This window comes from Polaribacter sp., from assembly GCF_965660385.1.
Taxonomy (GTDB): Bacteria; Bacteroidota; Bacteroidia; order Flavobacteriales; family Flavobacteriaceae; genus Polaribacter.
Window position 1 is genome coordinate 1 of record NZ_CBFHZT010000073.1, and the last position, 8,628, is coordinate 8,628.

General features: G+C 33.6%; 5 protein-coding genes. All 5 read left to right on the forward strand.

Translation table 11 applies throughout. The annotated features are described in order from the left end of the window. Positions 1-1,351 (forward strand): glycosyl hydrolase family 95 catalytic domain-containing protein (locus ACTG3V_RS14150; protein WP_439132823.1); only part of this gene is annotated, 1,351 nt, incomplete at its 5' end. 16 nt (positions 1,352-1,367) lie between these two features. After that, positions 1,368-2,924: an MGH1-like glycoside hydrolase domain-containing protein gene (locus ACTG3V_RS14155; protein ID WP_439132824.1), complete on the forward strand. Its 1,557-nt coding sequence runs from the start codon at positions 1,368-1,370 to the stop codon at positions 2,922-2,924. A 9-nt stretch (positions 2,925-2,933) separates the two neighbouring features. Further along, positions 2,934-5,690 carry a family 78 glycoside hydrolase catalytic domain gene (locus ACTG3V_RS14160; protein WP_439132825.1) on the forward strand — a complete coding sequence of 919 codons (2,757 nt, stop codon included), beginning with the start codon at positions 2,934-2,936 and terminating at the stop codon, positions 5,688-5,690. Between the two features lie 78 nt (positions 5,691-5,768). Continuing rightward, positions 5,769-7,211, forward strand: a complete 1,443-nt coding sequence (locus tag ACTG3V_RS14165; RefSeq protein WP_439132826.1) for a pectate lyase family protein — start codon at positions 5,769-5,771, stop codon at positions 7,209-7,211. A gap of 49 nt (positions 7,212-7,260) precedes the next feature. Next, the coding region (locus ACTG3V_RS14170; RefSeq protein WP_439132827.1) for a sialidase family protein at positions 7,261-8,628 on the forward strand (1,368 nt) is incomplete at its 3' end.

Here is an 8,628-nt window from a genome sequence, read left to right on the forward strand (position 1 = left end):
ATTTCCACCTTGGGAAAGTAAATACACCATGAACATTAATGCAGAGATGAATTATTGGCCAGCAGAATTAACCAATCTTTCAGAATTGCATGAACCGTTTATACAAATGGCAAAAGAGTTGAGTGTTACTGGAAAAGAAAGCGCCAAAAGACTATACAACGCAAATGGTTGGGTATTGCATCATAATACAGATATTTGGCGAATTACGGGTCCTGTAGATTATGCAACTTCTGGAATGTGGCCATCTGGTGGTGCTTGGGTTTGTCAAGATTTATGGGAACGCTATTTGTACACGGGAGATGAAAAATATTTAGAAGAAATTTATCCAATATTAAAAGGTGCTGCAGAATTCTTTTTAGATTTTATGATTCCAGAACCTGAATCTGGATATTTGGTGGTTGTACCTTCAAATTCTCCAGAAAACACACATGCTGCAGAAGATGGAAAATCATCAATCGCAGCAGGAACAACCATGGATAATCAATTGGTTTTTGATTTATTTACGAATGTAATGAAAGCATCTAAAATACTTTCTAAAGATGCAGAGTTTGCTAATAAATTAAAAACAGCTTTAGGTAAAATGTCTCCAATGCGAATTGGTAAATACGGTCAATTACAAGAATGGATGCATGATTGGGACGACCCAGAAGATCATCACAGACATGTTTCTCATTTGTACGGATTATTTCCAAGCAATCAAATATCTCCTTTTAAAACGCCAAAATTATTTCAAGCTGCAAAAACGTCTTTAAAATATAGAGGTGACGAATCTACAGGTTGGTCTATGGGATGGAAAGTGAATCTTTGGGCACGTTTGTTAGATGGTGATCACGCCTATAAATTATTACAAGATCAGTTGCATTTAGTAACTGCTAAACAAAGAAAAGGTGGAGGAACATATCCTAATATGCTCGATGCACATCAACCATTTCAAATTGATGGGAATTTTGGTTGTACTGCAGGTATTGCAGAAATGTTAATGCAAAGTCATGAAGGCGCAATTCATTTGTTACCAGCATTACCATCGGTTTGGAAAGATGGATCTATAAAAGGTTTAAAAGCTAGAGGTGGTTTCGAAATTGACATCACTTGGAAAAATAATAAAGTTACAGTTATTAAAATTCAACCCACTTTAGATGGAAATTGTAGGTTAAGAAGTGAAACACCTTTAAAAGGAAGAAAGCTTAGAAAAGCAAAAGGAGATAATAAAAACGATTTATTTTTTGATGTAGAGGTAAAGACTCCTATCATTTCTTCAGAAGCAAAAATTGATACATTTAAGCTTCCAAAATATTATGAATATGATGTAAAAATGAAAGCAGGAGAAACCTATTTTTTCTATGCGAAATAAATTTTAAAGTACAAGAATGAATCTAAAATCAAATATATATTTATTAATTTTTTTGGTAGCGATAACGCTAGTTGGTTGTAATTCAGTTACATCAGATAAAAATACTGCTGCTATTTTAAATGTTCAAGATTATAAACATTATGTAGATTATTTTAATAGGATGGAAGATGAGAACATAGCCAAAGCTGTACCAAATGATAGTGCTTGGGCATGGATGAAATCAAATATTCCTTTGTTTGAATGTCCTCAAGATAATTTCGAGGAAATGTACTATTTCCGTTGGTGGAGTTTAAGAAAACACATTACTGATACACCTCAAGGTTACGCGATTACAGAGTTTTTAGTAAATCGTTCTTATGCTGATAAATACAATTTAATTGCTTGTGCTTTAGGTCATCATATTTATGAATTTAGGTGGGTACATGATCCAAAATACATCGAACAAAACGTAAATATTTGGTATAGAGGAAATGAAGGAAATCCAATGAAAAAATTTCACAAGTTTAGTAGTTGGACAGCGGATGCTTTGTATAATCGATATTTAGTAAATAAAGATAAAAACTACCTTTTTGAGTTGTATCCAGATTTGGTGAATGATTATAAGCTTTGGGAAGAAGAACGTCAAAGACCAGATGGTTTATTTTGGCAAAATGATGTAAAAGATGGTATGGAGGAATCGTTAAGTGGTGGACGTCATGTACGCAATGTAAGACCAACAATTAACAGTTATATGTATGCCAACGCTGAAGCTTTAGCTAAAATAGCAAAAATGAAAGGCGATTCTGAAAAACAACAATATTTTAAAGCAAAGTCAGATACTCTTCAAAATTTAGTAGAAAATAAATTATGGAATAAAGAAGCTGAATTTTTTGAAACGTTAACTGAAAAGGATACGTCTTCAAATGTTCGTGAAGCTATTGGTTTTATTCCTTGGTATTTTAATTTACCAGCAAAAGATAAAGGCTTTGAGGTTGCTTGGAAACAAATAAAAGATGAATCAGGTTTCTTAGCACCTTTTGGATTAACAACAGCAGAACGCAGAAGCCCTCGTTTTAGAAGTCATGGAACAGGTACTTGTGAATGGGATGGCGCCATTTGGCCATTTGCAACTTCGCAAACCATGACAGCTATGGCAAATGTTTTAAATAATTATAGTCAAGATATAGTGTCAGAAGATGATTATTTCAAACAAATGGAGTTATATGTAGAGTCTCAATATTACAGAGGACGACCATATATTGGTGAATATTTAGATGAAACCACAGGATATTGGTTAATGGGCGATAGAGAAAGAAGTCGTTATTACAACCATTCAACATTTAACGATTTAATTATTACAGGTTTGGTTGGTTTACGTCCAAGAGCTGATGAAAAGATAGAGGTGAATCCACTTATTCCTCAAGAAAAATGGGATTGGTTTTGCTTAGACAATGTATTATATCATGGTGATATTCTTACCATTCTTTGGGATAAAACCGGTGAAAAGTATAATAAAGGAAAAGGTTTTAAGGTATTTAGAAACGGTAAAGAGATTGCTACTTCAGAAAAGCTTGAAAAACTTATTTCAAAATAGAGTTTATACATGAAGAAATTATTAGTACATATAAGTTTATGTTTAGTGTCTTTTGTCTCCATAGCTCAAAACGGTATTAAACTTGACAACCTACAATGTGAAATGTTGAATAACCCTTTAGGTATCGATGTTTTACAACCGCGATTAAGCTGGCAGTTTAATACAAATCAATCTGAAGTAGAACAATTATCATATCGTATTATGTTAGCGTCTTCCCTTGAGAATTTGAAGAATAACAAAGCCGATTTATGGGATTCTGGAAAAGTAAAAAGCGATGCTTCTATACATGTTAAGTACTCAGGGAAAGCATTAGATAGTAGAGAGGAGGCCTATTGGAAAGTGAAAGCTTGGACAACTAAAGGAGAAACCGACTGGAGTGAACCTGCGCATTGGAGTATGGGAATTTTAACCTATTCAGAATGGAAATCTACACGTTGGATTGGTAATAATCATCTATTTGAAAAAGATAGTATAGGACAATTTTCAAATCTATCAGCAAGGTATATTAGAAAACAAATCGATTTAAAAAAGAAAGTCAAAAATGCCAAAGTCTATATAATGGGCATGGGCTTGTATGAACTTTATATTAATGGTGAAAAGATAGGAAATCAGGTATTAGCACCTGTACCAACAGATTATACTAAAAATGTAAAGTACAATGTTTTTGATGTTACATCCAACTTACAAGAAGGTAAAAATGTTTTGGGAACTATTTTAGGAAACGGACGTTTTTTCGCTATGCGACAAGAGTATAAGCCTTACAAGATAAAAACATTTGGGCATCCAAAAATGGCATTACAATTAAGAGTAGAATATGAAGATGGTTCTAAAGAAACAATAAAAACGGATGAATCTTGGAAATTTACACCTCATGGCCCAATACTCGCAAATAATGAATATGATGGTGAGACTTATGACGCTAGAAAAGAAATTCCAAATTGGAATAAAGTTGGTTTTGATGATAGCGATTGGCTAAATTTAATGTGGGTTCAAGAACCAGGAGGTTTTCCAGAAGCTCAAATGACCCCTAATATGGTGGTGAAAGGAGAAGTGGATCCTATTTCCATTAAATCTACAAACAGAGGTACGTATATTTTAGATATGGGCCAGAATATGGTAGGTTGGTTGCAATTGAAAGTTACAGGAAAACGTGGTGACACTATAACTATGAAATTTGCTGAATCTTTAAAAGACGACGGAACGTTATATATTGCCAATTTAAGAGATGCCAAAGTTACAGACCATTATATTTTAAAAGGTGAAGGCGAAGAAATTTGGGAACCAAAATTTGTATATCACGGTTTTCGTTTTGTAGACATTTCAGGATTTAATTACAAACCCAACTTGAAAGATTTTGTCGGAAAAGTGGTGTATGACGATATTGAAACGACTGGAACTTTCGAATGTTCTAATGAAACCATGAATCAAGTATTTAAAAATGCTTATTGGGGTATTCGTGGAAATTACAAAGGCATGCCTATTGATTGTCCACAAAGAAATGAACGTCAACCTTGGTTAGGAGATAGAACAACAGGTGCTTATGGAGAAAGCTTTTTATTTGATAATCAAACGCTATATGCAAAATGGTTAGATGATATTAAATTTTCACAAACTTTAGATGGTGGTATTCCAGATGTAGCACCCGCATTTTGGCGTTATTATGGTGATGGAGTTACTTGGCAAGGAGCTTACATCAAAGTAGCGGATATGCTTTATCATCAGTTTGGTGATAAAAAAGGAATAAAAGACCATTATCCATATATGAAAAAATGGATATTATACATGGAACAAAATTATTTGAAAAATAATTTAATGACCAAGGATAAATATGGCGATTGGTGTGTACCACCAGAATCATTAGAAATTATCCGTTCTAAAGATCCGACTAGATTAACCGAGGGCAAACTTTTGGCGAGTGCTTTTTATTATCATTTGCTACAAATCATGAAAAAGTTTGCTAGAATTACAAATCAAAATAAAGCAGATATACTACATTATGATGCGCTATCATCACGTATAAAAAAGGCTTTTAACGATCAATACTTTAACAAAGAATCATATAGTTATGCGAACAATACTGTAACAGCAAATGTGTTGCCTCTGGCTTTTGGTATGGTACCAGATAATTTTAAGGATAAAGTTTTTCAAAACATGGTCTATCAAGTGGAAGTTGTTAAAGACAGCCATGTAAGTACAGGTGTTGTTGGTATTCAATTTTTAATGCGAACCTTAACAGAATTTGGCAGAGGAGATTTAGCTTACAAACTAGCCTCTAATAAAACGTACCCAAGTTGGGGATATATGGCCGAAAATGGTGCTACCACCATTTGGGAATTATGGAATGGAAATACGGCAAATCCAGAAATGAATTCTCAAAATCATGTAATGCTTTTAGGCGATTTAATGATTTGGTATTTTGAAAATATGGCGGGTATAAAAAGTAGTCAAAAAGATATCGGGTTTAAACAAATTGTAATGAAACCTGATTTTTATGCAGGCTTGACGTTTGTTAATGCCTCTTACAAATCTTCATATGGTACCATAAAAAGTCATTGGGTAATAAAGAAAAACAAATTAGTTTGGAATATTACGGTACCTGCTAATTCAAGTGCAATAGCATACTTGCCTACAACAAACTCATCAAAAGTTAAAGTAAATAATATAAAACTAAATAAGCTCTCTATTAAAAACGAAGTAAAGCATGATATGCTAATTCTAAAACTAATACCGGGAACCTATTCTGTTAATGTAAGCCAGATTAATTAATTAAGCTTTGAATTTTAGTTTAAACTAGAGTGTTTTACCCTATCAAATTGTAAAATAAATTGTAAATAAATGTTTAACATGAAACAAGTAATATTTTGTATAGTTTTTGGACTTTTAGTTGTTTCATGTGCTAAAAAAAATAAACATGGAGATACCAAAAATTTTGCATATTACAACCAAGTCATGGCTATTAAAGAACAATTAGCTTTTCCTACAGCTGAAGGCTATGGGAAATTTTCGAAAGGTGGTCGAGGAGGTGTTGTATATGAGGTTACAAACTTAAACGATAAAGGAGAAGGTAGTTTACGAGCAGCAATTGAAGCTTCAGAACCAAGAACAGTTGTTTTTAAAATATCTGGAACAATTGCTCTCGAAAGTGCTTTAAAAATTAAACATCCTTACATAACTATTGCCGGACAAACAGCTCCAGGTGATGGTGTTTGTATTAAGAATTACCCGCTGAATATTGGAGCAGATCATGTTATTATAAGATATTTAAGAGTGCGTTTGGGAGATGATTCAGGCGATGATTCTGATGCAATATCAAGCAGATATAGAAAACATATTATTTTAGATCATATTTCGGCAAGCTGGTCGGTTGATGAAACCATGTCTATTTATCATTGTGATAGTATTACTGTGCAATGGAGTCTGATTGCAGAAAGTATGTCTAAGTCCAATCATGTAAAAGGTTCTCATGGTTTTGGTGGTATTTGGGGATCGAATCATAGTACTTATCATCATAATTTATTAGCACACCATTCAAGTAGAAATCCTCGTTTTGCTTCGGGTTCAGGATATACTGATTACAGAAATAATGTAATTTATAATTGGGGATATAATAGTTGTTATGGAGGAGAAGCTTTTCAAAAAGGAAATGACAAATTCAATTTTACGACTATAAATATGGTTGCCAATTATTATAAAGCAGGTCCAGCAACAGAACCTGGAGAAGTTTCATATCGAATTGCAAACCCTAGCTCTAGAAATGAAATAGACGATTTTGGTAAATGGTATATTGCAGAAAATATCGTTGAAGGAAATGAAAAAGTTTCTAAGAACAATTGGGATGGTGGCGTACAAACAAAACTTTCTTTTGATAAAATAAAACTAGAAACTCCATGGCAGTCTATGCCTATTCACCAAGAAACTGCTGAAGAAGCATTTCAGTTGGTGCTCAAAAATGTAGGAGCAACATTGCCTAAAAGAGACCCTATTGATACTAGAATAGTTAAAGAAACAAAAGAAGGTTATGCAACATTTGAAGGAACTTCATATAAAAAGAATCATAAGGTTGCAGATAAGTCTTTAACTACTGGAATTATCGACAATCAGAATGATGTTGGGGGTTGGCCAGAGTTAAAAAGCAGTCCTGCTCCAAAAGACACAGATCATGATGGTATGCCAGATTCTTGGGAAAAGAAACAGGGCTTAGATGTAAACAATTCTGAAGATAGAAATCTTATAGCTGAAGATGGATATACAATGTTGGAAAAGTATTTAAATAGCATAGCAAATTGATTCATGACCAATGAGTCATATATAAAATGATTGATTAAAATTTGATTAAATGAAAAATAGAATGAGAGAAAACAAGATAGTCTATATTCTTTTAAGCCTAGTTTTATGGGCAAGTTGTAAAAATACCCCTGTTGAAAATAAAATAGCACTAGCAGATAAAACATGGAGAGAGGGAATTCTTATTGATGAATTTATCAATAATGATGCACCTTATTTATCCTGTCATGCATCAACAATTGTTGAAACAACCAAAGGTGAATTGGTAGCTTCCTGGTTTGGAGGCACAAAAGAACGTAATCCTGATGTTGGTATTTGGGTATCAAAACTGAAGAACGGTAAATGGACGGAAGGTGTTGAGGTTGCTAACGGAATTCAGAATGATACGTTGCGTTATCCAACATGGAATCCAGTATTATATCAAGTGCCAGATGGTGATTTACTATTATATTACAAAGTGGGTCCTCATCCATCAACTTGGTGGGGCATGCTAAAGCGTTCTAAAGATGGAGGTGATACATGGTCTGAGGCTGAAAAATTACCAGATAACTTTTTAGGTCCAATAAAAAATAAACCTGTTCTATTAGAAAATGGAAAACTATTATTACCCTCTAGTGTTGAAGGTAATGGTTGGAATTTACGCATGGAATCAACACCTGATTTTGGAAAAACATATAAAATGGCAGATACCATCCCTAAAGGACCAAATAAAATACATGCTATTCAGCCAAGTGTATTGATTCATAGTGATGGTAAATTGCAACAAATTGGTAGAACACGTAACAGAAAATTATTTTCTACTTGGTCTGATGATAATGGTGATACTTGGTCTGATTTAGAGTTATTAAACATGCCAAATAACAGTTCTGGAACAGATGCTGTTACCATGGAAAATGGAGAACATGTTTTAATTTATAATCATGTTTGGCCAGATGAAGGCACCACAAAAAGTTATAGAAGTCCTTTAAACATTGCAACTTCTAAAGATGGTATAAACTGGAATGCTGCTTTGGTTTTAGAAGATTCTAAAATAAGTCAGTATTCATATCCTAGTATTATTCAGGGTTCTGACGGAATGTTGCATTGTGTGTACACTTGGCGTCGTCAAAAAATAAAATATGTAAAAATAGATCCATCAAAATTAGTGACTTTTCCTATTCAAGATGGAGTTTGGCCAGGGCCAACGAAAGAGCGTTACAAAGTAGCTGTTTGCGATTGGATGATTTTAAAGCGCCAAAAATTAGGTGCTTTTGAACGAGCCAAAGAAATTGGTGCTGATGCGATTGAAATGGATATGGGAGGTTTAGGTAGCAGAGAAACCTTTGATAGTAAATTTTTACGTGGAGATACTGCAAGTGTAAGAGTCTTTAAACAAAAATCTTTAGAAACTGGAGTTGGAATAAGTTCTGTTGCGATGTCT